Origin of the sequence: Pseudomonas sp. Z1-29 (assembly GCF_051131995.1) — a bacterium.
Classification (GTDB): domain Bacteria; phylum Pseudomonadota; class Gammaproteobacteria; order Pseudomonadales; family Pseudomonadaceae; genus Aquipseudomonas.
In genome coordinates, this window is the sequence record NZ_CP071645.1 from 3285981 (window position 1) to 3308575 (window position 22595).

Here is a 22595-nt window from a genome sequence, read left to right on the forward strand (position 1 = left end):
ACCCGCCGTAAGGGCGGAACCCTAAGTAGCCGTTACCCAAGCAATGGATATGTACTCAGCAGCGGGCGCCAGCTCCCTCGCCACAGGGCCCCGCATGTCAGTTCATGGCTTCAGGCTCCTTCAACGCCGCCAACACCAACGGATGCAAAACCGCATCCGGATGCTTCTCCTCCCAACCCTGCAAATCCCTGCGCATGCCCGGCGTCCAGAAGTTCTTGATATGTTGACGAATGCCAGCCACCGCCAGCGCCTGATCAGGCTCCGTGGCGAAGTAGCGAGCAATCTCGTTGGCCATCTTGATCAGGTTCTGCGAGCTCATCGGCGCACCTCGGCTTTCTCGGCGTGACGACGTTCCTTCAGCAGGCGCCGCTGTTCGTCGCTGAAGGCCTGATAACGCTTCTGCCATTCCGAAGGCTGGCTGACCCGCACGATTTCCACCGCCGTGACTTTGTATTCCGGGCAGTTGGTGGCCCAGTCCGAGTTGTCGGTGGTGATCACGTTGGCCCCGGATTCAGGGAAGTGGAACGTGGTGTAGACCACCCCCGGCGCCACCCGCTCGGTGACCTTGGCGCGCAGCACCGTCTGCCCGGCGCGACTGCTGATACCGACCCAATCGTCCTCGGCGATGCCGCGATTCTCAGCGTCGGTCGGGTGGATTTCCAGGCGATCCTCCTCGTGCCACGCCACGTTGTCGGTGCGCCGGGTCTGCGCGCCGACGTTGTACTGGCTGAGGATCCGTCCGGTGGTCAGCAACAGCGGATAACGGCCATTGACCTTCTCCTCGGTGGGCACATAGCCGGTGAGCATGAAGCGCCCTTTGCCGCGCACGAATTGGTCGATGTGCATGGTCGGCGTACCGTCCGGCGCGGCATCGTTGCAAGGCCACTGCAAGCTGCCGTGACGCTCCAGTTCGGCGTAGCTGACACGACTGAAGGTCGGCGTCAGGCGGGCGATTTCATCCATGATTTCCGAAGGGTGGTTGTAGTGCATCTTGTAGCCCAGGGCATCGGCCAGGGCGATGGTGGCTTCCCAGTCGGCCTTGCCGGCCAACGGGTCCATGACCTTGCGAACACGGGAGATACGGCGTTCGGCGTTGGTGAAGGTACCGTCCTTCTCGAGGAACGAGCTGCCCGGCAGGAACACGTGGGCAAACTTGGCCGTTTCGTTGAGGAAGATGTCCTGCACGATCACGCATTCCAAAGCGGTCAGCGCCGCAGTCACATGCTGGGTATTGGGATCGCTCTGGGCGATGTCCTCGCCCTGGCAGTAAAGCGCCTTGAAGGTGCCGTCCAGCGCCGCCTCGAACATGTTCGGGATGCGCAGGCCCGGGTCGGGTTGCAACGTCACGTTCCAGGCCTGCTCGAACTGGGCCCGCACCGCTTCATTGGAGATGTGCCGATAGCCCGGCAGCTCATGGGGGAACGAGCCCATGTCGCAGGAGCCCTGGACGTTGTTCTGCCCACGCAGCGGGTTCACCCCGACGCCCTCGCGGCCGATATTGCCGGTGGCCATGGCGAGGTTGGCGATGCCCATCACCGAGGTGCTGCCCTGGCTGTGTTCGGTGACACCGAGGCCGTAGTAGATGGCCGCGTTGCCGCCGGTGGCGTAGAGCCGCGCGGCGGCGCGGATCTGCTCGGCGGGCACGCCGCACACCGGGCCGAGGATTTCGGGGGCATTTTCCGGCAAGCTGACGAAGTCGCGCCAACGGGCGAAATCTGTCGCCTCGCAACGCTCTTTGACGAAAGGCTCATCAACCAGCCCCTCGGTGACAATCACGTGGGCCAGCGCGTTGAGCATCGCCACGTTGGTGCCCGGACGCAGCTGTAGATGCAGCTCGGCACGGGCGTGAGGCGAATCCACCAAGTCGATGCGCCGCGGGTCGATGACAATCAACCGCGCGCCCTGGCGCAGGCGGCGCTTGAGCTGGGAGCCGAACACCGGGTGCGCATCGGTGGGGTTGGCGCCCATCACCATGATCACGTCGGCTTTCATCACCGAGTCAAAATTCTGCGTGCCGGCCGATTCGCCCAGCGTTTGCTTGAGGCCATAACCCGTCGGCGAATGGCAGACCCGCGCGCAGGTGTCGACGTTGTTGTTGCCGAACGCCGTGCGCACCAGTTTCTGCACCAGGTAGGTTTCTTCGTTGGTGCAGCGGCTGGAGGTGATACCGCCGATGGAATCGCGCCCGTACTTGAGCTGGATGCGCCGCAGTTCGCTGGCGGCGTAGGTGACCGCCTCCTCCCAGCTGACTTCCTGCCACGGGTCGTCGATGTGCTTGCGGATCATCGGCTTGGTGATGCGGTCCGGGTGCGTCGCGTAGCCCCAGGCGAAGCGGCCCTTGACGCAGGAGTGGCCGTGGTTGGCCTGGCCGTTCTTGTCCGGAACCATGCGCACCAGTTGTTCGCCTTTCATCTCGGCGCGGAACGAGCAGCCCACGCCGCAATAGGCGCAGGTGGTGACGACGCTGCGCTCCGGCTGGCCGATTTCGACGACGCTCTTGTCGATCAGCGTCGCTGTCGGGCAGGCCTGGACGCAGGCGCCGCAGGACACGCATTCGGAGTCGAGGAAGTTGTCACCGCCGGCCGCTTCGACACGGGAATCAAAGCCGCGTCCGCTGATGGTCAGGGCGAAGGTGCCCTGGATTTCCTCGCAGGCGCGCACGCAGCGGCTGCAAACGATGCACTTGCTCGGGTCGTAGTCGAAATAAGGGTTGGACACGTCCTTGGCTTCGGCCAGGTGATTGGCGCCTTCGTAGCCGTAGCGCACCTCCCGCAAGCCCACCTGCCCCGCCACGGTCTGCAACTCGCAGTTGCCGTTGGCCGGGCATGTCAGGCAGTCCAGCGGGTGATCGGAGATGTACAGTTCCATCACGTTGCGACGCAGCGTGGCGAGCTTTGAGGTCTGGGTGCGGACCACCATGCCGTCGGTCACCGGCGTGGTGCACGAGGCCGGGTAACCGCGCATGCCGTCGATCTCCACCAGGCACATACGGCAGGAGCCGAAGGCTTCCATGCTGTCGGTGGCGCACAGTTTCGGGATGGTGGTACCGAGCAAGGCCGCCGCGCGCATCACCGACGTGCCGGAGGGAACGCTGATTTCACGGCCATCGATGGTCAGGCTGACCTGCACGTCGCTTACTCGGGCCAGGGTGCCCAGGTCGATGTCGCTGGCTGGATCGAAGATGTTGATCATTGGTCGGCCTCCGTGGTCGCCAGACCGAAGTCGGCGGGGAAGTACTTGAGGGCACTGGCGACGGGGTAGGACGTCATCCCACCGAGGGCACAGAGCGAGCCGTATTGCAGGGTGTCGCAAAGGTCTTGCAGCAACGCCGCCTGTTCCTGGCGGGCGTTGGCATCGGTGCTGGCGATCAAGCGATCCACCACCTCGACGCCACGGGTCGAACCGATGCGACACGGCGTGCATTTGCCACAGGATTCCTCGGCGCAGAATTGCAAGGCGAACCGGGCCATCCGGGCCATGTCCAGGCTGTCGTCGGCAACCACCACGCCACCGTGCCCGAGCATCGCGCCCATGGCGGCGAACGCTTCGTAGTCCAGCGGTGTGTCGAACTGCGCGGGGGGTACCCACGCGCCCAGCGGGCCACCGACTTGCGCGGCCTTCAACGGCCGACCGCTGGCGGTGCCGCCGCCATACTCCTCCACCAACTCGCGCAGGCTCAGGCCAAATGCCCGCTCCACCAGCCCGCCGCGACGAACGTTGCCGGCCAGCTGGAACGGCATGGTGCCCAGTGAACGGCCCATGCCGAAGTCCCGGTAGAACTGCGCGCCCTTCTCCAGAATTACCGGCACCGAGGCCAGGGTCACCACGTTATGAACCAGCGTCGGCAAGCCGAACAGGCCCTGCAACGCCGGCAGCGGCGGCTTGGCACGCACCATCCCGCGCTTGCCTTCGAGAGATTCCAGCAGCGCTGTTTCTTCGCCACAGATATAGGCGCCGGCGCCCACTCGCACTTCCAGCTCGAAGGCGCGGCCACTGCCGCCGACATCGGCGCCCAGGTAACCGGCTTCGCGGGCGATGTGCAGCGCTTCGTTCAGCGTGCTGACGGCGTCGGGGTATTCCGAGCGCACATAGATGTAGCCCATGGTGGCGCCCACCGAGATCCCGGCGATGACCATGCCTTCGATCAGCAGGAACGGATCGCCTTCCATCAACATGCGGTCGGCGAACGTACCGGAGTCGCCTTCGTCGGCATTGCAGACCACGTATTTTTGCGGGCCCTGCGCGTCGCGCACGGTGCGCCACTTGATGCCCGCCGGGAACGCCGCGCCGCCCCGGCCGCGCAAGCCGGAATCCAGCACTTGGGCAACCACCTCGGCGCCGTCCATCCGGATCGCCCGGGCCAGGCCGAGGAACCCGCCTTTGGCCCGATAGTCGTCGAGGGACAAGGGCCGGGTGATGCCGGCACGCGCAAACAACAGGCGCTGCTGGCTTTTCAGATACGCAATGTTCTCCACCAGCCCCAAGGCCGAAGGATGACCGCCCGGGTCGTGGCCAAGCGCATCGAGCAGGCCTGGCACATCTTGCGCGGTGACCGGGCCAAACCCCAACCGCCCTTCGGGCGTTTCAAGCTCTACCAGGGGTTCCAGCCAATACAGCCCGCGAGAGCTGGTGCGCAGCACCTCAAGCGGCAATTGCCGACGCTCGGCCTCGCGCACCAGCGCATCCGCCACCTTGTCCGCACCGACGGCGCGGGCCACTGAATCACGGGGAATGCAGAGGGTCAGCATGGGCCATCCTCCAGGCAGCCGTTCACCAACTGGCGCAGGCGTTCGGGGGTCAGCCGTGCGTGCAACTTCCCGTCCAGCTCCAGGGCCGGCGAGCACACACAGGCGCCCAGGCAATAGACCGGCCGCAGGCTGATCGCCCCGTCGGCACTGGTGCCGTGATCGTCCAGCGCCAGTTGTTCGCGCAACTGCGCAGCCAGGCCTTCTGCCCCCATGCTCTGGCACGACTCCGCCCGGCACAGGCGCAGGGTATGGCGCGCCGGCGGCGTGGTGCGAAAGTCATGGTAGAAGCTGATTACCCCGCGCACTTCAGCCTGGCTGAGATTGAGGGCATGGGCGATTTCAGGGACGGCGGCGTCGGGAACGTACCCGCAACCTTCCTGGATGGCATGAAGGATGGGCAACAAGGCACCGGGGGTGTCCTTCTTGCGCGCCAGCACGCTGTGAATCAGAGGCAGGTGAAGCGTCTCATCAGGCATAAACGTACCTCGGCATCTCGAACGACACCGCCGCGTGGCGGTAGTCGTCCGGAGTCTTGGCTAGGGCGTGCGGCCCACGTCACGGTAGCGTGGCAAATCCGATCGCCATTCCTGCTCTCCGGCCAGGTGTCTTCGGCGCACCTGGTCCGGGGCATCTTCACAGCTTGCCACTCCCGGGGGGCGGCGATTGCACGTGGACGACGAAACGTGTCCTGAAAGCGACTGGGGTGCGAGCAATTTCTTCTAGGAAGTGGCTTCCTGGCTAGAATTGTAGTCATTCGAATCGTTTATGGAGGGTGAACTGAAGCGAAGGGGGAACGTGTAAGGGATGAATAGGTCGACTCCGACGCGCTCGACAGACAGGAGGAAGTCGGGCGTTCCGGTTGCACTGAAGACTTTGTCCAAGCGCAAAAGTGCAACCTGAAGTGATTCCTATTTTACCGGGCACCTGCGAAACCCAAAATTAAATTATTCAAAGTCCCTAACAGGGATCCAGCGTTAGTGTACCTTTGCAATTATTTAGCTTTTGTACGTTGCCGAGAGGGAGACTAATTGCTTGGCGTGTCCGATCCTTCCCGTAAATAACCTTACTAGACGAAGTTAGGCCTTTAGCTGTGTGAGCCCCCGCCCCCCCCTACACAAGTTTGGTAAAGCTGGCAAGTGCCAACTGAAGACTGAGCAGTCCAACTATCTCCGGTGCAAGTCTTATAGGCAGACGACTTGCTCCATGCGGCTTGGCGTTCAGCATCATGCGCTGCCTCCGCAAAATTAAATTGCAACGCAAGAAGAGAAAACGACGCAACGCACAATTCATTTCTTTTACCCTCAGATATTGCGCCAACGGCAGATAGACTATCAACCGGTTAGCAACGAATTAGGTCCGATCATCAGGCTCAGCCCTGCCTAAAGAATGGCCCAGAAGGCACGAAGTCGTATAAGAACACTGGTCTGTAATAACTTAGACCGTATGAAGATCATCTATTAACAGCATTCTTGTTTTACCCTGCCGAAGCGCAGCTAAGCACGCATACTCTGTTACTGCAGAGCCTTATTAGCAGCTGCCTTTTTTTAGGGTGCCATTGCAATTATTTAGTTTGCTAACATCCCCGAGGGGAAAGAAATTCGTATTTCGTATATTAGAGTTAGCTTGAGTCCCCCTGCAGGTCTGATCCAGGTTGCAAGTGCCCGTTGGTTTCTGAGTCATATAAGTCATTCCGGAGCACGATGAACGTGCCGACGATTTGTTCCATTCGGCTAGGCAGTCCGGGTCATGCGCTTTAGGCCCTCCCTGGTATAGGTTAGTATCTGCCTGCGCAAAATTACATTGCGCTGCAAAAACAACAAGGGACGTAATGCATAATTTTGGAAAATTCATTTTTGTTGTCCTTCATGCGTATTTGTGTCGATGGCAAGCTGGCATCAGCCTCCTGCCGATGGGTCAGTACTGACAAAGAACCTCAGCGCTGATCAGAGAATGGTCCAACAACACAATCACTGAACCTGTAAAGGTTGACAGTTCTTTAGAGTGTTTTGCTTTTATGTACATCGCATTTCGCTATAGCAGGCAGCCTTTCGACGTTACTACAAGATAACGCCGAGCCGAATCTCGCCTTCTGGCGGCTGTGGTTCCTCGGCCGAATCCCTTGGCAACGTCGTACCGTCACCCCGAAAAGCTTGCTTCAAAGTTCGGAGGTGCGCATCATTTTCGACTCCCAGGCGAGTGGCACGGCATGATCCAACCAGCACCAAAACACCATGGATGAACACCAGGAAGCCATCAAGAACAAGATCCGCGCCGCAGTAGAAACCAGCGATTCTGACGAGATCACCTATCGCTCTGAGTGGCTCGGTTACATGCCCTTCCCGGTTTTTCGATGGGTTGAACATCAAGGAAAGGATTTTTCCGGCGACTTTCCTGCCGATTGGACCCTTGAGCATCTGGCCAGTCTTGAGCGCGCGGGGTTCCTTGAAATGCTTGAGACCTACGAGAACCCGGAAGACCCGTTTGATCGGGACATCAGGTATCGCGTCTTGATTGGGCGCGAGTAGCAGTCCCCCGAAAAAATCCAGAGACAGCTCAATGACCACCGAACGCTACGACCAACTCGCCATCTTCTCAGTCGTGGCCCAGGAGCGCAGTTTCACTCGGGCGGCGGCCAGGCTTGGCATGTCGCAACCGGCACTGAGTCGGGCGATGCGACAACTGGAAGAACGGCTGGGAGTCCGGCTGTTGTCGCGTACCACGCGAAGTGTTGCCCCGACCCAAGCGGGCGAACGCCTGTTGCAGGTGGTTGCGCCGCGGTTTGAAGAGATCGATCAGGAGATGGCGATGCTCAGTGAGTTTCGCGACAAACCGGCCGGAAAATTGCGCATCACCGCTGGCGAGCATTCTGCAATCACCGTGCTCCAGCCGGTTCTCGCCAAGTTGCTCCCTGACAATCCCGACCTGAACATCGAGATCATCGTCGACTACGCTTTTACCGACATCGTCGCTGAGGGGTTCGATGCCGGCGTGCGGCTGGGCCCGCAGGTCGCCAAGGACATGATCGCCATGCGCATTGGCCCCGACATGCGCATGGCGGTCGTCGGCTCGCCGGCGTACTTCGCCCAACATCCCAAGCCGCTGATTCCAAACGACCTGACGGCGCACAACTGCATCAACTTGCGCATGCCGACTCATGGTGGCCTGTATGTCTGGGAATTTGAAAAAAGCGGTCAGGAACTGCAAGTCCGGGTAGAAGGCCAACTGGTTTTCAACACGATTGCCATGCGCCTGGAGGCGGCGCTCCAGGGCTTGGGGTTGGCCTTCATGCCGGAAGATCTGGTGCAGGAAGCTGTCGCGCAAGGCCGGCTGATCCGGGTACTGGACGATTGGTGCGAGCCGTTTTCCGGCTATCATCTGTACTACCCGAGTCGCCGCCAGACCTCTCCGGCCTTCACGCTGCTGCGCGAAGCCTTGCGTTACGAAGACTGACTGGCATCCAGTGCCTCAGCGGCACGCTTGGCCGCAGCGGCCTCGCCCTGCTCGTCCAGCAGCTGGATCAATTGGCGCAATTGCGCAGCGCTCAATCCGACCCGCAAGCTCGCAGCCATGTGTGAACGCAGTTGTGACTCCACCCCTGGGGTCACCGCCAGAGCGGCGACCGTCGCCAGCTCCCGGCTTTGCCAGTCCAGGTTGTCGCGCTCGAAAATATCGCCGAACAGGTGCGTCTGCAGATATTGGTTGATGACCGGGACGAAGTCGAACAGCGGCCCTTGGACAGGCGCGCCGGCGATCCGTGTCTGGTTGGCCTTGCCCGCCACCAGTAATGCATCGCCGGTAGGGATCGGGCGAGTCGGCTCGCGCACCGGAGCATCCTGCACGCCGCGTTGCTTTCGGGCCTCCACGACTTTCATCAATTCGCCCAGCGCGTTGAGGCTGCGGGGAAACCCGCTGTAAGCGTAGAGCTGCACCAGGATTTCCTTCGCCTCGCTGACGCTGAGACCCGCATCCAGCCCTTTATTCAAGGCGCTATCGAGAGCCGGCATGTTGCTTGTGGCCATGGCGGCGGCGATCTGCGGAATGGCTCGCTGTTTGGCCGACAGGGTTTGTGAAACCGCCGCAGCATCTGGCTTGGCCGATGATGTCAGCGTTCCACCGGCGCCGTATTGCTCCTCGCTGACCTTCTCCAACCACTGCACATTCTTGCCCTCCACCGTGCCGGTCACGGCCAGATGAGTCATGGCGGTGTCCGGCGCCGCGCCATGCCAGTGCTTGACGCCCGCAGGACAAACGACCACGTCGCCGGGATGGATTTGCTGCACCGGCTTGCCCCATTCCTGCGTCAGGCCCACGCCGGAGACCACTACCAATCGCTGACCGGCGGGATGGGTATGCCAGGCCGAGCGCGCGCCCGGTTCGAAAGTGACGTAGGCGCCAGACACGTTGATGTTTTCCGTCGCTGGGAAAAGCGGGTCCACACGCACCTGTCCGGTGAAATAGTCCGCCGGTCCTGCGGCGGAAGCCTGGCTGCCCGCCCGGCTGATCTGTTGTGAATTGCGCGACTCGCTGGCGCTTTCCGGGCCGGCGGCGTCGGCAAAAGGCGCCGCCGCGCATAAAGCAAGATAAAAGGTGCTTGCCTTCATTGGGTTTGCCTCTCTATGGATATCCTTGAGAAGCAAACTACCCGGGCATCATTGATCGATAAACCATGGCAATGACATAGGACTCATATCGAAATCACATAAATAAGCCAGTACGAGAGCGGCGGGCTGCCCTATCTACGCGGACGAATGCATCAACCGTGGCGAGGGAGTGTATTGGCATCGGAGCGTCAGCCCAATTCAGGGCCTGACTGCGCGCTTTTGAGCAAACGCGGCTAGGCATGCTCTGCGCGTATAGTCGACTCTGACGCCGACCGCACCTCCAAGAGCCTTCCCCCGTGCCTGAGCTACCAAACGATTACGCCTACAAAAAACGCTTCGACGCTGTACTGGCGTATATCGATGCCAATCTGGAAGATGATCTGTCGGTGAGGACGTTAAGTCATGTGGCGAACTTCTCGGCGTTTCACTTCCATCGCCAGTTCACGGCGTTCATGGGCGTGCCTGTTTCGCGCTACGTCCAGCTGATGCGGCTACGACGCGCGGCACATCGCCTGGTCGCAGTTGCCGATTATTCGGTACTGGACGCCGCGCTGGATGCGGGCTTCAGGAGCCCCGAGGCGTTCTCCAGGGCGTTCAGCCGGGCGTTCGGCGCCGCGCCAAGCGCGTTCAGGAAGAATGCAAACTGGCAGGTCTGGAACACGGTATTCGCCGTCCCACATTTTTCCAGGACTCTTCTCATGCAAGTACGCATTATCGAACTCACTGAAATCAACGTAGCGGCCCTTGAGCACCGCGGGCCGCCCGGGCTCGTCAATGCGAGCGTCCGCCAGTTCATCGAGTGGCGGATGCGCAGCGGGCAGTCGCCGGCGGCATCAAGCCGCACGTTCGGTATTCCTTATGGCAATCCCGATACGACACCTGCGCACGCCTTCCGATTTGCGATCTGCGGTGAGATTCACGAAGACGTGACGCCGAATGAGTTCGGCGTAGGCCCACTCGTCATTCCCGGCGGCCGCTACGTCGTGGTACGCCATGCGGGGTCGCCCGATCATATCGGCGAGACGATCTACCCGATCTACCGCGACTGGCTCCCCGCGAGCGGTGAGGAGCTGCGTGATCAGCCACTGTTTTTCCACTACCTGAGCGCCTATCCCGAGACGCCACAGGATCAATGGCAAACCGATGTGTATGTCCCGCTGCAATAGCGGATAAACGCCCGCTACCGAAAGCGCCCTACTTTATCTCTACCAACCGCAGGGATTGTGCACCAGCCAAGGACAGATGAATAACTGCCGCTCTGCTAGGGAAGTTCGGCGCATCGTCGTCGGTGTTTTCCATTGCCGCGATGTCGATCAGGGTCTGCTCACCCGCCGGGTCGCTGACCAGCCTGGCGTCCATCTTATCGATCGCTCGCCAGCTGTCTCCGCCGATTCGCATCACATCCAGCAGGCTGTAATGCGGCACGCCCTCTTCGTTCTCCTCAGGGGTAAAGGCCGCCAGGTACTGACTGTAATTGTTGCCCATCCCAAAGCCCTCGATAGTGAAGACCGCGAGCGTGACCTGGCTGTCCTCGCCGGTATCGAGCGTTTGCACCAGCGCCGCGTCGGGGTAGCCGGTGGCATAGCTGTCCTTGAGCAGCGCCACCAGATGCCCGATCTGTGCCTCCAAGGCTTGCGGAATGGGTTTCGGTTCTTCGGCTTGAGCCAGGGTGCAGATGAAAAACAAGGCAGCGGTCAGCAGGCGCAATTTCATAAGGTGGGTCCGCGATGTCCAAGGATTGGCGCGGATATTAGCGTCTGGACTGGAGGTTGGTGACGATTTGTCATGGGTTTTGCGGTGGGGCGCACACTCGGTGCCCCCCTTGGAAGACCAAGCCATCACTCTTGCGAACGAATACGCTCCACCAGCCGCGCCTGCAACGCTTCAAGCTCCTGCGGATCAGCCTTGCCCCGTCCATGAGCCTCAGGCGCGGCGCCGTCCCAGCGCGGGATGATGTGGACGTGGATATGGAAGACCGTCTGCCCGGCGGGCGCCCCGTTAAACTGCGCGATCTGCACGCCATCCGGCTGCAGCTCGTCGACGAGGATGCGAGTGAGGCGTTGCGTCGCCGACATCATCTTGCCCAGCACCGCGGGGTCGACATCAAGAATATTGCGCGCCTGGGCCGCCTTTGGGATGACGAGCACATGACCGCGCGATTGCGGAAAAATATCGAGGAAGGCCAGTACATCAGCGTCTTCGTAGATTTTATAGCAGGGCGCTTCGCCGCGAAGAATCAGCCCAAAGATGTTCTGCGGATCGTATTGGCCGTACAAGCTCATGGTTGCTCCTCGCAAATACTTCAACTTTTCAGCGTCAGCGCTATCTTCAGCTGCAATTCGTTTTCGGAAAAGGGCTTGTGCAGAACCGGACACTGGGCGAAGTCAGCGGGCAGGCCGCTGACGCCGTATCCGGTGCTGAACAGGAAAGGAACGTTACGTGCACGCAGGATATCAGCCACCGGGAACACTCGTTCACCAGCCAGATTGACGTCCAGAATTGCCAGGTCAACCTCCAGGGTGTCCGCTTTTTCCCGAGCCTGGGCGAGTCGTGGGACTGACGCCACCACCGTGCAGCCCAGCTCTTCGAGCATTTCCTCGATCAACATGGCGACCGCGCCTTCGTCCTCGACAAGCAGAACCCTGATACCAGCAAACCGGGTCATGCAGACTGCTCAACGACCATGAACGAGAAGCGACAGAGAACGCCCTCAGGTGCAAAAGTCAGGACAAAGATTCCGCCAAGATCGCGCTCGATGCAGCGCTTCATCAACCGCGAACCGAGCCCTTCACGTTCCGGCGGAAACACCGGAGGGCCGCCCTGCTCGCGCCAATCCAAGGTCAGCAAGGTGCCGTTCGATTGCGACTGGACGTTCCAGTTCAGCGAAAGCCTGCCCGTCTCGACCGACATCGCGCCGTACTTGAGCGCATTGATCGCCAGTTCGTTGAGGGTCATGGTCAGGCCGAGCGCGACCCGGGTATCGACGTCGATGGCATCACCCTCGAAGGTGATACGGCCAGGGTCGGCCCCGAATATCGGCACCAGCACTTCCCGGGCCAGGGAGGCCAGCGGGGTCTGGCCCCAATGCCGCCTCGTCAACAGATCGTGGGCGCGGGACAACGCGAGAAGCCGGGCTTCGAAACGGTTGTAACCATCCTTGGCATCCACCGCATTGCGGGCGGTCTGGGCTGCCAGGGATTGCACCGTGGCCAGGGTATTCTTGACCCGGTGGTTGAGCTCGTCTATCAGGGTTTTCTGCCGGTCTTCGGCCTGCTTGCGCTCGGAGATGTCCACCAGCATGTTGATGGCGCCGACCAGGTTGCCCTCCGCGTCGTGCAGCGGCGTGGGATAAGGCGCGAACGGGACCCGGCTGCCGTCGGGACGCTCCGCGACTGCCTCGACCCCGCGTATCGGCCGGTTTTCCTTCAAGGCCACCGCCATCGGGCACTGGTCGTGGGGCAGGAAATTGCCATCGGTGGTGAACAGTTTCCAGGTCACGCACCAAAGGTCGCCCAGTTCAGGCGTACGCCCCGACAACTCGACCGCTGCCCGGTTGAAAAAATTGATCCGGCCTTGCGCGTCCGTGGTATAGACCGCCGCGGGCAGCGCCTCGAGCAGGTTGCGCATGTGCCGTTCGCTTTCGAGGATCTGGTTTTCCATGCGCCGCGCCTGCGTGACATCCTGGATAACCCGCACGCCATAACGAAACACGCCTTGGGAGTCCCGGACCGATGAGCTGTGGATGTCCAGGTAGACGGTTTCTCCGTCAGGCTTGAAGGCGCGTTTGCGCAGCACGTAGTTATCCAGCTCGCCGGCCACTTGGCGCGCATACAGCGCGGCGTCTTCGTCGGTACTGTCGGAGTGGGTATACCCCAGGAAAGTCATGTTCAGCAGTTCTTCGCGCGAGCGCCCGAGCATGTTGCAGAGCGCATCGTTGACCCGCAACAGACGGCCATCCGCCCCGGCTTCGGCAATGCCGATCGTCGCCGCCTCGTAGGTTGCGGACAACCGGTCGTCGCTCTCCTGGCGTGCCGTCTCGGCCGCATGGACCGAGGTCACGTCCACGGTGAAGCACCGGGTGTTGAAAAGCTTGCCGTCCTCGAATCGCCCGTTGGAGGTGATGGTGACATGCTTGATCGAACCATCCTTGGCTCGAAGGCGAGCCGGATAGTCTTCCAGGCATTCGCCGTTGCTCAATTTGCTCAGGATGTCGCCGATGACCGGCTCATCGACATGGAACTCGGTGATGTGGCGGCCGATGTACTCCTGCGCCGAATAACCGAGCAAGGCCAATTCAGCCTTGTTGGCACGCACAATGGTGCCCTCGCCGCTGACGATGTGCAGGCCGACCGCACTGTTTTCGAAGAAGTCTTCCAGGTCGGCATTCTTGCGCCGTAGCTCGTCGGCCATCGCGTGGTGCGCCGAGACATCCTGGAAGCAGTTGATCGCCCCTTGGATAGTGCCCTGCTCATCCCTCAGGGCCCGGATGTTCACCAGCGCGACGATCCGCGAGCCGTCCGGACGCTCGATAAACACTTCCTGGTTGCGCGTCGCCGTACCCGACTCCAGCGCCCAGGCCATCGGGCAGTCTTCCAATGCCAACGGCGTACCGTCGGCCAGGAACAGGCGATAGGAACCGCAAAAACGGTCGCCGCCCTCCCCTAATACCGGCGCTCGTCCCCACAACGTGGCCGCCTCGCTGTTGTAGCGGACCAGCCAGCCGTTGTGATCACACAGATACACCGCGCCAGGAATGGCGTCGAGCGCATTCGCGCCCATCGCCAAAAGTCCTTCGTACTCGCTCGGTGTACGCGTCTCCCTGGGAAACGCTTCAATATTCGACATTTCTATCCCCAATCCGCCTGGCTGAATGCGCCTGCTACACAACGACTCGGTATCCCCTGAGTCGGCGATCCCAGCCCGGACTATTCCTTTACATGCCGGAGCGGATTTTTTCATGCAGCTGCAATGGATACTAGATCCTTATTCAACCTGCGAGTTCAGGAAAATTCGGCGACATGGCACGCCAGTCTCAAAATCGGAACAACGCGCGGGGCGTTTCTACCATAAGCGCGCGCATAAACGGCAAAGAAATCTGCAAATCCAGCAACTGGCGCATCACCGTATCGAAGCCGATGACTGCCTCGTGTTGTGTATGCGGCCAGTCACTCCCCCATACCAGGCGATGGGCGCCGAAACTCTGCTCCAGCAGGCCCAATGCGGACCTGGCGAATGCCAGATTCTGCTGCTCGGTGCCCGCCAGCCGATAGATGCCGGAAACTTTCATCCAGACTTGCCCACTGGCGCCCAGCGTCATCAGCTCGGGATATCCCGGTTGATCAAGGCCCGAACGCGCATCGGGGCGACCGAAGTGGTCGACCACCAAGCGCACGCCGAACGGCATCAACTGGCGAATCAGTCCCGGCAGTTGTTCTACCGGGGCATGCAATTCGACATGCCAATCCAATTCGGCAAGGTGGCCAAGGAAGTCTTTCCACAGGGTTTCGCGAAAGTCGGGCGAGGCCGTGCCCATCAGGTTCAAGCGAACGCCGACCACGCCCAGCCGCGCCATCTCCTCCAGCTCGACTCGGCTGATATCCGGTTCCACCACCACGACCCCGCGCAGTTGCTCCGGCGCCTGTTCCAGCGCGGCGAGCAGGTAGCGGTTATCGGTGCCGAGAAAGCTCGGCTGAACCAGAACACCATGGCTCAAGCCATGGGTCTGCAGATGGTTCAGGTATTGCGCAAGCGTAGCGTCATAGTCCGGTGTGTAACGCCGCACGGCAGCCAGCTCCAGCTCACGGCTGAACACGTGGGCATGGCAGTCGATGCCGGTCATCGACGTAGTACAGGAATCAACCATGGTTCTCATCTATCAAAATTAAAGTGATCAGGCGCGGGCGCTCTCGCTGGCAGATGCCACGGCGGGCGCCGGTGACGCAGATGCCTCAAGGCTACGGCCGCGGGTTTCCGGCAGGCAAAGCGCCGCGAGCACAGCCACGCCGTAGGCGATGCCCGCATCAATGCCGATGGCTGATCCCAGGGACATGGAATCGCTCATGTGCCCCACCAGGAACGGGAATACCGCCGACAGCACCCGGCCGAAGTTGTAGCAGAAACCGACGCCGGCACCGCGTACATCCGCCGGGTACAACTCGTTGAAGAACGCCCCGAGGCTGGCCGGAATGCCGGCTGCGAAAAAGCCGAGCGGGAAGCCCAGGAACAACATCTGCGTATTGCTCAACGGCAGGAATACGTAGCACTGCACGGTCACCACACAGCACAGCGCGAACAACAGGATGTTCTTGCGCCGGCCGATGCGATCGATCAGCAAGCCACTAATGACACAACCGCACCAGAAGGCAAAGATGATCACCGCCAGGTAGCCGCCGGAATTGAGCACCGACAGGTTGCGCTCGGTCTTGAGGAAGGTCGGCAGCCAGGTCATCACCGCGTGATAACCGCCGTGGGCACCCAACCCGAGCAAACCGCCGAACAGGGTCACGCGAATCAGTTCCGGGCGAAAGATGCCGCCCAGGGACTTGAAGAAGCTCTGCGGAATCGCCTGTTCCTTTTGCAGCCGCTGGAAACTGTCCGGCTCCTCGACGTTGCGGCGCACCCAGATGATCAGGAACGACGGCAGCAGGCCGACGATGAACATCACCCGCCAGGCCATGTCCTGCGGCACCAGGGAGTAGATCAGCGTAAAGACCCCGACAGCCAGCCCCCAACCCACCGCCCAGGCGCTCTGGACCGTGCCCATGACCTTGCCGCGGTATTTCGGATTGATCGTCTCGGCCATCAGCACCGCGCCGGCGGCCCACTCTCCGCCAATGCCAAAGCCCTGCAATGCCTTGACGATCAACAGTTGGTGAAAGCCCGTGACGAACGCCGACAGGAAGGTGAAGAACGAGAACCACAGGATCATCCATTGCAGCGTGCGCACCCGGCCATAACGGTCGGATAGCGTCCCGCCGACCCAGCCACCCAGGGCCGAGGTCACCAGCGTAACGCCGCTGATCAGCCCCGCATCGCCCTTGGACAAGGCGAACGCGGCGATCAACGCCGGTATCGCCAGGCCGAACATCTGGACCTCCAGCGCGTCGAGCGACCAGCCGCCAAAACACGCCCAAAACGTCTTGCGCTCCCGCGAAGTGATCTGGCGATACCAACTGAACATGATTCTTATCCTTATGAGTGAAACAAAAGGCAGCCGAGAGCGAACCGCGCCGCTGCAGGGCCAGTCAGGAAAAACACACAGGGCAAGGGCAGCGGCGTTCGAGACGCCGCTAGCCCGCCGAAGTCAGCGGATTTCGACGCTGTAGCGGAAATGCTCGGCATGCCCGCGCGAACGGCGCCATTCCAGCGGGTTGCCGGCGTAATCGCGGGCCAGGCGCTCGATCACCACCACCGGGCTGTGGACCGGAACCTGCAACAGGCGCGCATGCACCTCGTTGACCGATTCGGCCGTGAGGGTTTCCTGCGCATAGGCAACCACCTGCCCGCAGATTTCCTCGTAGATGGGATAGAGCAACGGCCCTTTCTGGTTCAGGTCGATCTCCAGCAACGGCTGGAATCGGCCACGTGGCAGCCAGATTTCTTCGGCGAGCACCGGCTCGACTTCCAGCAGACGCACCCGGACGATGCGGATCACCGGCGCATCGACCGGCAACCCCAAGGCCTGTGCGACCGCCGATGGCGCCGCCACCGGCTCGACAGACAGGATGCGACTCTGCGGAACCCGGCGTTCACCGGACGCCGACTGAAAGCGAAAGAAACGAAACAACGATGACTGGAACTGCGGACGACGAATGAAGGTGCCCCGCCCTTGCTGGCGCTCCAGGATGCCCTCGCTGACCAAGGCATCAATTGCCTTGCGCACGGTTCCGGTGGACAGCTGGTATTCGGCTGACAACGCCGCCTCGGTAGGAATCGCCTCTCCCGGACGCCAGCGATTATTGGCGATCTGCTCCGCCAACTGGTCACGCAAACGTTGATAAAGCGGCAGGCGGGCGTCGCTGGACAGGGCGTTCATAGGACTATATTCACCTTGTTATCTAGTCATCTATATGAATTTGAGCCGAGTATTTGCTTCGACCCGCCGTGTTGTCAAGACGGGGCCTGATACTTTGCAGACCAACGGAAACAGCAAGGGCAGCGAATCAGTGCGTTGCGTGACGAGGCAACGCCAACGAAATCAGGGCAGCGAGCAACACGAATGCACTGGAAATCCACAGGCATGCCGCCAGCCCGTACCCTTGGTAGACCCAACCGGAAAGCAGCGTCCCGGCCAGCCGGCCGATGGCGTTGGACATGTAATAGAAACCCACGTCCAGCGACACGCCGTCCTCCTTGGCGTACGACACGATCAGATAACTGTGCAGGGAAGAATTCACCGCGAACAGCCCGCCAAAGACCATCAGCCCGCCCAACAGCATCGCCTGTTGTGACAGCCCCAGGGCCATCGCCGCCGGCAAGCCCGCCAACGCCAGCGCCCAGAGGAACGCGGCGCGCCCATCCGGCACCTGCCCGCGTTTCTTGCCGGTGATGTTCGGCGCCAGGGATTGCACGATGCCGTAGCCGATGACCCACGCGGCGAGAAATCCGCCCACGGTCGAGAAATTCCAGCCGTAGACACTGCTCAGGTAGACCGGCAGGGCCACCACGAACCAGACATCCCGGGCGCCGAACAGGAACATTCTCGCGGCCGACAAAATATTGATCGCCCGGCTCTTGGAAAGGATGTCGCGAAATCTGGGCTTGGCCTTGGCCTTGCCCAGGTCCTTCTTCAGCAGGATCAGGCTACCGCCCCAGATCAGTGCCAACACGGCGGCCATCGCCAACAATGCGCCCTGGAAACCGATCCATGCGAGCAACGCCCCGCCGAGAAAAAAGCCGACGCCTTTGAGCGCGTTCTTCGAGCCGGTGAGGATCGCTATCCAGCGATAAAGCCTGCCCTGCTCACCGTCAGGCACCAGAAGCTTGATGGAGCTCTTGGCGCTCATCTTGTTCAGGTCCTTGGCGATTCCCGAAAGCGCCTGGGCCATCATCACCCAGGCGATGGTCAGCCAGGCGGACGGAACCGTCAGCATCAGCAGCGCCACCACTTGCAGGCCCAGGCCGATGTTCATCGTCCGATTCAGGCCCAGCCGGGCACCGAGGTAGCCGCCCAGCAGGTTGGTGACCACGCCGAAGAGTTCGTAAAACAGGAACAGCGCGGCAATCTGCAACGGGCTGTAGCCCAACGCGTGGAAGTGCAGCACCACGAGCATCCGCAGGGCGCCGTCGGTCAAGGTAAAAGCCCAGTAATTACCGGTGACGAGCAGGTACTGTCGCACTTGCGGCGCTAAGGCTGACAAGGCTTTCATCACGACTCCTCAGACAGCCAGGCCAACCATCCGGGCCAGTTCGACGGTGCGGTTGGCGTAGCCCCATTCGTTGTCGTACCAGGCATAAAGCTTGACCTGGGTGCCGTTGACAACCAGGGTCGACAGCGCATCGATGATCGACGAGCGCGGATCGGTGCGGTAGTCGATGGACACCAGAGGGCGCTCCTCAAAACCGAGGATGTCCTTGAGCTCGTGCTCGGCTGCGTCCTTGAGAAAACCGTTCACTTGCTCCACCGTGGTAGCTCGCTCGACCTCGAACACGCAATCGGTCAGCGACGCATTGGCCAGCGGCACCCGCACGGCGTGGCCATTGAGGCGCCCGCGCAGCTCGGGAAAGATTTCGGCGATGGCGGTGGCCGATCCGGTGCTGGTGGGAATCAAACTCATACCCGACGCCCGGGCGCGACGCAGGTCCTTGTGCGGCTGGTCGAGGATGCTCTGGGTATTGGTCAGGTCATGGATGGTGGTGATCGAGCCGTGACGGATGCCGAGCTTCTCGTGGATTACCTTGACCACGGGCGCCAGGCAGTTGGTGGTGCAGGAAGCCGCAGTCACGATGCGATGCCGGTCCGGCTCGAACTGCTGGTGATTGACCCCCATGACGATATTCAAGGCGCCCTGCTCTTTCACCGGGGCACTGACCACCACGCGCTTCACGCGCTGATCGAGATACGCCTGGAGCACCGCGACCGTCTTCATCTTGCCGCTGGCCTCGATCACCACATCGCAGCCCGACCAGTCGGTGTCGGCAATCGCTTTGTTGGCTGTGACCTTGATGCGCTGCCCCTCGATGATCATGCTGGCGCCATCGGCGTCGGCCTGGCGGTTCCAGCGGCCGTGCACCGAATCGAAGTTCAACAGATGCGCATGGGTCGCCGCGTCGCCCGCCGGGTCGTTGATCTGCAGGAACTGGAATTCCGGCCAGCCCCAGGCCGCGCGCAAGGCAAGGCGACCTATGCGTCCGAAACCGTTGATGCCTACTTTGATCGTCATTTTGAAGGGGGCCGTCTATTGGTGTTCAGTCGAATATATGTTTTTCCGGATACAAGAGGAAATCGAAAGTGGCGCGTCCCTGTGGCGAGGGAGCTTGCACCCTCGCCACGGAGTCCGTTGTTATTTCAGAAGGGAGAGTGTTCCGATCACGCTCTCGTAGTACAGTCTGCACCCGATGTCAGCCCCCATTTGAACGGCATGAGGTGTCCGGGAAATTTGTTTGAACAGACCCGTGCTTCATGTTCTTCGTCAGCCGAAGCGGTAACAGCATGATTGAAATCACCGAAGTCTCCATTGCCCAGCTCCGGGCTGCGCTGGAATCCGGCCAGACCACGGCGGTCGAGCTGGTCCAGGCCTATCTCGCCCGGATCGACGCCTATGACGGTCCCGACACGCCTACCGCCCTCAACGCGGTGGTGGTTCGCAACCCTTCTGCGCTGAACGAGGCCAAGGCGTCCGATGCCCGGCGGGCCAAAGGCCAGACTCTGGGCCCCCTCGATGGCATTCCCTATACCGCCAAGGACAGTTATCTGGTGAAAGGGCTGACCGCTGCGTCTGGAAGCCCGGCCTTCAAGGACCTGGTTGCCCATCGCGACGCCTTCACTATCGAACGCCTGCGTGCCGCCGGTGCGATCTGCCTGGGCAAGACCAATATGCCGCCGATGGCGAACGGCGGCATGCAGCGCGGTGTTTATGGCCGCGCCGAAAGCCCTTATAACGCGGATTACCTCACCGCGCCTTTTGCCTCCGGTTCGTCGAACGGCGCGGGCACTGCCACCGCTGCCAGTTTCGCCGCCTTCGGCCTTGCTGAAGAAACCTGGTCCAGCGGACGCGGCCCGGCCTCCAACAATGGCTTGTGTGCCTACACGCCCTCGCGCGGGGTGATCTCGGTGCGCGGCAACTGGCCCCTGACGCCGACGATGGACGTTGTCGTGCCCTACGCCAGGACCATGGCCGACCTGCTGGAAGTGCTGGAAGTGGTGGTGGCGAACGACCCCGACCCCCGTGGCGACCTGTGGCGCCTGCAACCCTGGGTGCCGATTCCGTCCGTCGATTCGGTCCGTCCCGCCTCGTACCCGAACCTTGCCGCCAATCCCGAAGCGTTGGCCGGCATCCGTTTCGGCGTGCCGCGCATGTACATCAATGCCGACCCCGAGGCGGGCACCGCTGAAAAGCCAGGCATTGGCGGCCCGACCGGGCAACGAATCATCACTCGCCCGTCGGTGATCGCCCTCTGGGAAGCCGCGCGCAAAGCCTTGGAGGCCCAAGGCGCCGAAGTGATCGAGGTGGACTTCCCGCTGGTGTCCAACTGTGAGGGCGATCGTCCTGGCGCGCCGACGGTGTTCACCCGCGGCCTGGTGTCCAAGGAGTTCCTGCACCATGAACTCTGGGATCTGTCGGCCTGGGCGTTCGATGATTTCCTGCGGGCCAACGGCGATCCGAAACTCAATCGCCTGGCCGACGTCGACGGACCGCTGATTTTCCCTCACGATCCGGGCACCCTGCCCAATCGCGAGGATGATCTTGCCGCCGGCATGGACGAATACGTGAAGATGGCCCAGCGCGGCATCACGCCGTGGGACCAGATCCCGACGTTGCCCGATGGCTTGCGCGGCCTCGAAGAGACACGCCGGATCGATCTCGAGGACTGGATGGAGCGCCTTGGCCTGGACGCGGTGATCTTCCCTACCGTGGCGGACGTCGGGCCCGCCGACGCGGACGTCAACCCGGAATCAGCCGACATTGCCTGGAGCAATGGCGTATGGGTCGCCAACGGCAACCTCGCCATCCGCCACCTGGGCGTGCCTACGGTCACCGTGCCGATGGGCGTCATGGCGGACATCGGCATGCCGGTCGGGTTGACGTTCGCGGGCCGTGCCTATGACGATTCGAAACTGCTGCAGCTGGCCTCGGCATTCGAGTCGACGGGCTCGAAACGGATGATCCCGCCGCGGACTCCGCCGTTGTCTGGTGATCATCCGCGCGCGTGATCGCGGCGGGTACATGAAACAGGAAAGCAGGCTCACCGCTTCAATAGCTGTGAGGCCTGCGTCATCAGCGCCTGCTGCAGGCTAATCGAACCTGCCCACCGCAAGCCGCCCCGTCTCGGGCCGCGCATAGAGATACCCCTGCATCAGCTCGATGCCCAACTCCAGCAGCGTCGCGCTTTCTTCTCGCGTCTCGACGCCCTCGGCGATGACGGTAATCCCCAGCCGGCCGGCGACCAGGATGATCCCCTCGACAATCGCGCGCCTGACCGGGTCCTGGTCGATGCCTCGGGTCAACGCCATGTCGATCTTCAGCACTTGGGGCTGGAACAGCGCAAGCAGATTGAGCCCCGAGTAGCCAGAACCGAAATCATCGATTGCGGTAGTGAAACCCTGACGTTCGTACTCCAGAAAGATCGACTTGAGGTGCTCGGGGTCGTCCACCCTTTCGCCTTCCGTGACCTCGAACATGAGCCTGTCCGGCGGAAAGCGGCTTTGACGCGCAGCCTCCAATGTCGCCCGTATACAGGTCTCGGCCCGGTACACGGCGTTGGGCAGGAAGTTGATGCTGAGCAGGCAATCGGGAATGTCGAGGATACCCAGCCTGGCAGCCTCCTCGATCGCTTTTACTCGGCAGGCCTGGTCGAACCGGTAGCGGTTGCCGTCATTCACAAGCCCGAGGATATAACCTGCCGATTCGCCGTTTACGCCTCTGACCAGTGCCTCATAGGCAAAGGCCGTGCGCGTGCGGACATTGAAGATTGGTTGGAACGCCATGGTGAAATCAAATCCCAATGCCGAATGGTCGCGACACTCGGCGCAACCAAGGGATTTGAACGTTTGAGGAGAAGAGGATGCGGTCATATCAGTGTTCCG

19 protein-coding genes are annotated in these 22595 nt (G+C 61.5%); 4 read left to right on the plus strand and 15 right to left on the minus strand.

Annotated features, from left to right (window positions below; genetic code table 11):
* Positions 1–97: 97 nt before the first annotated feature.
* From J3P84_RS14885 to J3P84_RS14900, 4 genes are read right to left on the minus strand one after another with little or no spacing between them, the layout of a single operon-like run.
* Entirely contained in the window at positions 98–319 is a 222-nt protein-coding gene (locus J3P84_RS14885; RefSeq protein WP_434623961.1) for a formate dehydrogenase subunit delta, read from the minus strand.
* Complete coding sequence (gene fdhF, locus J3P84_RS14890; protein WP_434623963.1) at positions 316–3192, minus strand: formate dehydrogenase subunit alpha; 2877 nt, start codon at positions 3190–3192, stop codon at positions 316–318. Before fdhF ends, J3P84_RS14885 begins: the two co-directional genes overlap by 4 nt.
* Positions 3189–4748 (minus strand): formate dehydrogenase beta subunit, encoded by a 1560-nt coding sequence (locus J3P84_RS14895; RefSeq protein WP_434623965.1) that lies wholly within the window; start codon positions 4746–4748, stop codon positions 3189–3191. Before J3P84_RS14895 ends, fdhF begins: the two co-directional genes overlap by 4 nt.
* The gene (locus J3P84_RS14900; RefSeq protein WP_434623967.1) at positions 4742–5224 is read right to left on the minus strand and encodes a formate dehydrogenase subunit gamma; all 483 of its coding nucleotides are present in this window, start codon (positions 5222–5224) and stop codon (positions 4742–4744) included. Before J3P84_RS14900 ends, J3P84_RS14895 begins: the two co-directional genes overlap by 7 nt.
* Positions 5225–6979: 1755 nt before the next feature.
* Between J3P84_RS14900 and J3P84_RS14905 the strand changes: the two genes are divergently transcribed.
* Both J3P84_RS14905 and J3P84_RS14910 read left to right on the plus strand, forming a co-directional pair.
* A complete protein-coding gene (locus J3P84_RS14905) occupies positions 6980–7273 on the plus strand; it encodes a hypothetical protein (RefSeq protein ID WP_434623969.1) in 294 nt (97 codons plus the stop codon).
* A gap of 31 nt (positions 7274–7304) precedes the next feature.
* The gene (locus J3P84_RS14910) at positions 7305–8198 is read left to right on the plus strand and encodes a LysR family transcriptional regulator (RefSeq protein WP_434623971.1); all 894 of its coding nucleotides are present in this window, start codon (positions 7305–7307) and stop codon (positions 8196–8198) included.
* Here the strand turns inward: J3P84_RS14910 and J3P84_RS14915 are convergent.
* On the minus strand, positions 8186–9349 hold the full coding sequence (locus tag J3P84_RS14915) for a (R)-mandelonitrile lyase (protein ID WP_434623973.1): 1164 nt from the start codon (positions 9347–9349) through the stop codon (positions 8186–8188). The two genes, J3P84_RS14910 and J3P84_RS14915, sit on opposite strands and share 13 nt — an antisense overlap.
* Before the next feature lie 296 nt (positions 9350–9645).
* Here J3P84_RS14915 and J3P84_RS14920 point away from each other — a divergent pair, with 296 nt between their 5' ends.
* On the plus strand, positions 9646–10515 hold the full coding sequence (locus J3P84_RS14920) for an AraC family transcriptional regulator (RefSeq protein ID WP_434623975.1): 870 nt from the start codon (positions 9646–9648) through the stop codon (positions 10513–10515).
* Positions 10516–10543: 28 nt separating this feature from the next.
* Here J3P84_RS14920 and J3P84_RS14925 read toward each other — a convergent pair whose 3' ends face one another.
* The 9 genes from J3P84_RS14925 to J3P84_RS14965 form a co-directional block, all read right to left on the minus strand.
* On the minus strand, positions 10544–11062 hold the full coding sequence (locus tag J3P84_RS14925; protein ID WP_434604708.1) for a hypothetical protein: 519 nt from the start codon (positions 11060–11062) through the stop codon (positions 10544–10546).
* Between the two features lie 125 nt (positions 11063–11187).
* Positions 11188–11631 carry an HIT family protein gene (locus J3P84_RS14930; RefSeq protein WP_434623977.1) on the minus strand — a complete coding sequence of 148 codons (444 nt, stop codon included), beginning with the start codon at positions 11629–11631 and terminating at the stop codon, positions 11188–11190.
* Between the two features lie 20 nt (positions 11632–11651).
* Positions 11652–12014 carry a response regulator gene (locus J3P84_RS14935; protein WP_434623979.1) on the minus strand — a complete coding sequence of 121 codons (363 nt, stop codon included), beginning with the start codon at positions 12012–12014 and terminating at the stop codon, positions 11652–11654.
* Entirely contained in the window at positions 12011–14128 is a 2118-nt protein-coding gene (locus tag J3P84_RS14940) for a PAS domain-containing sensor histidine kinase (protein ID WP_434623981.1), read from the minus strand. The genes J3P84_RS14935 and J3P84_RS14940 overlap by 4 nt, the downstream gene beginning before the upstream one ends.
* Before the next feature lie 253 nt (positions 14129–14381).
* Entirely contained in the window at positions 14382–15212 is an 831-nt protein-coding gene (locus tag J3P84_RS14945; RefSeq protein ID WP_434623983.1) for an amidohydrolase family protein, read from the minus strand.
* 27 nt (positions 15213–15239) lie between these two features.
* Complete coding sequence (locus J3P84_RS14950) at positions 15240–16529, minus strand: MFS transporter (protein WP_434623985.1); 1290 nt, start codon at positions 16527–16529, stop codon at positions 15240–15242.
* A gap of 123 nt (positions 16530–16652) precedes the next feature.
* Positions 16653–17384 (minus strand): GntR family transcriptional regulator, encoded by a 732-nt coding sequence (locus J3P84_RS14955; protein ID WP_434623987.1) that lies wholly within the window; start codon positions 17382–17384, stop codon positions 16653–16655.
* 127 nt (positions 17385–17511) lie between these two features.
* Positions 17512–18717: an organoarsenical effux MFS transporter ArsJ gene (gene arsJ, locus J3P84_RS14960; protein WP_434623988.1), complete on the minus strand. Its 1206-nt coding sequence runs from the start codon at positions 18715–18717 to the stop codon at positions 17512–17514.
* Between the two features lie 9 nt (positions 18718–18726).
* Positions 18727–19731 carry an ArsJ-associated glyceraldehyde-3-phosphate dehydrogenase gene (locus J3P84_RS14965; protein WP_434623990.1) on the minus strand — a complete coding sequence of 335 codons (1005 nt, stop codon included), beginning with the start codon at positions 19729–19731 and terminating at the stop codon, positions 18727–18729.
* A gap of 269 nt (positions 19732–20000) precedes the next feature.
* Here J3P84_RS14965 and J3P84_RS14970 point away from each other — a divergent pair, with 269 nt between their 5' ends.
* A complete protein-coding gene (locus J3P84_RS14970; RefSeq protein ID WP_434623991.1) occupies positions 20001–21722 on the plus strand; it encodes an amidase in 1722 nt (573 codons plus the stop codon).
* Positions 21723–21803: 81 nt separating this feature from the next.
* Here the strand turns inward: J3P84_RS14970 and J3P84_RS14975 are convergent, their stop codons facing one another.
* Positions 21804–22583 (minus strand): EAL domain-containing protein, encoded by a 780-nt coding sequence (locus J3P84_RS14975; protein ID WP_434568647.1) that lies wholly within the window; start codon positions 22581–22583, stop codon positions 21804–21806.
* Positions 22584–22595 lie beyond the last annotated feature (12 nt).